The 2,435-nt window shown below is 50.1% G+C and carries 2 protein-coding genes; both read left to right on the top strand.

The genetic code is table 11. The annotated features are described in order from the left end of the window. Nucleotides 1-108 precede the first annotated feature (108 nt). A complete protein-coding gene (locus HZA49_10455) occupies nucleotides 109-537 on the top strand; it encodes a hypothetical protein (protein ID MBI5779855.1) in 429 nt (142 codons plus the stop codon). A gap of 223 nt (nucleotides 538-760) precedes the next feature. Continuing rightward, on the top strand, nucleotides 761-2,435 hold a 1,675-nt coding region (locus tag HZA49_10450), incomplete at its 3' end, for an RHS repeat protein (protein ID MBI5779854.1).

The following is a 2,435-nucleotide window of genomic DNA, read 5'->3' as shown; positions in this document are numbered from 1 at the left end:
TACAATACTGGGGGTTTTTCATGTTACGGGTATAAGCACTATGAAGGGTCTGCCCCCACTGACTGGACCTGGGAAGAAATCGTTGGTTCGAAGCTCAACGCAGGGACGATGCCACAGGGCAATCACACCCTTCGTGTGAGTGCCACGGCTGCCAATGGTACGAATAAATTCAAAGATTATCCATTTACCATTGACAACACGCCGGCACCGACGATTCTGGGAACAGAAAATTTCCCTGATAATACAATAGATATATTCGGTACTGTCCTTTTTAAAGAAAACATTGCCGGGTATGAGGGCACACTCGCGCTTTACTTGGCCCCTGATGCGCAATCGCCGTCTTTCTCGCTACAAGGTTCAAAATCCTACGAAGGAAAAACAATTAGCTGGAAGTACTCCGATTTTACGGGCTCTCGCTTATCTCGGTCTACCTGGGGAAAGCGTGAGTTCTTAATTAAAGTCGTGGCAACTGCTGCCAATGGTGCTACTGCCACTGTGATTAGTAATGGAGCGTTTCCAGATAGTACGTGTCCATGAGGCAACGGGCTGCGATAACTGCAATAAAAGTAATGAGAAACAACCCCATACAAGACCAACGTTCAGGAAATCAACACCCATGAAATCGTTACGCGTTCTTCCAGTACTGTTCAGTGTTCTGCTCCTTGTTTCTGTTGCATCCGCCTCGAATATTCCCTATGTCTCCCGGCATGGCGTCAACTTCTCGACAGGAAACAAGTCTTTTCATCAGAACGATGTTTCTTTGGCAGGCCCGGCCTCCACCCTGCAGTTTTCCCGTTACTACAACAGCAAAACTATCGATAATTCCATCCCGGGATTCGGCTGGACCTTTTCCTGGAACGACAGACTGAGCTTCGAGAATAGCCTCGGTCTGGCCATCTACAATCAGTTCGACGGCCAAATAGTTCACTTTGCTTCTCAGGGGAACAATACCTGGATCAATGAAATCGGAAAAAAGACCGTTCTTACCGAGACAGAAAACGGCTATACCCTGACTAAACCGGATAATACCCGACTTTTCTTCAATAGCGATGGTCGCCTGATTGAAAAGCGTGATCGAAATAATAACAGCATTACCCTCAGCTATGATGGCGACTTTCTTCGTACCATCTCGGACGGATTCGGCCGGAGCCTGATCTTGCAGTATAATGCAGACTCCCTGCTGGCAACACTGTCAAGCCCGATCGGCACATTTACTTATGGCTACGATTCCAAAAAGAACCTGACATCGGTCACCAAGCCGGATGGTGGCGTCATCCGTTATCTTTATGAAGATACGAATGATATCCATAACCTTACAGGTGTCATCGACGAGAACAATGTCCGTACCCAGACCATCGGCTATGATATTATGGACCGGGTCATCTCCTCTTCCCTTACCAATGGTTCCGAAGCCATCACCATCGCTTACCAGAGCAATTATAAACGGGTAATCACAAACAGTTTGGGGGTTGCTACCACATACCAATTGGAAGCTTTTCAAGGTGTTGCCAGGGTCAGCTCCATGACTGGCCCCGGCTGCAGCTCCTGCGGATCGACATCCGATACGAAATATCTCTATGACAACAGGATGCAGATCACCGAAGCTACCGATGCCAGCGGCGTAAAGACCACCTATGTCTATGATGAAATCGGCAATACAACCAGTGTTACCAAGGCGGTAGGTACCCCTCTGACCAGTATCACCACCAAGACCTACGACCCGGTAACCAATCAGGTTGCCACCATCACCAAACCATCCGTTGCCAACTCCGGCCAGAACGCGGTCACCACCATGACCTATGATGCAAACGGCAATATGATCAGCCGGCAGCAGAGCGGCTATTCCGGAACCACGGCGATCAGTGCTACAATCCTGTATACCTATAACACCTACGGCCAGATCACCTCGATAGACGGGCCGCGCACCGATGCAAGCGATGTGGTGAACTTTTCATACTACCCGAACGATTCAAGTCAGGGCAATAATCGGGGCAATCTGCAGACCGTGACGGATGCGCTGGGGCATGCCACCATCTACAGTAATTATAACGCCTTCGGCCAGGCAGAGACTATTACCGACCCGAACGGCATCGTAACAACTCGGGCGTATAACGGCAGCGGCCTTTTGGTTTCAACAACCACGGCGGGACTGACCACTTCATATGCCTACAACAGTGCCGGGCAGATGCAGACCATTACCCAGCCCGGTAACCGCGTGATCAGTTACAGCTATTCACCCGCGGACCAGATCGCCAGGATAACGGACAGTCTGGGAAACGCCATCAGCTATTCCTACGATAGCGAAGGACGGCGCATAGAAGAAGATGTCCATGATCCGCAGAACGCCCTTACCCGGTACACGGGCTATGGCTATGACAATTATGGTCATTTGAACATGGTGACCCTCCCCGGCTCGGCCCAGGAAACCTCGGAGT

Source organism: Planctomycetota bacterium (assembly GCA_016235865.1).
GTDB lineage: Bacteria > Planctomycetota > MHYJ01 > JACQXL01 > JACQXL01 > JACRIK01.
This window is presented reverse-complemented; position numbering and strand designations above follow the sequence as displayed.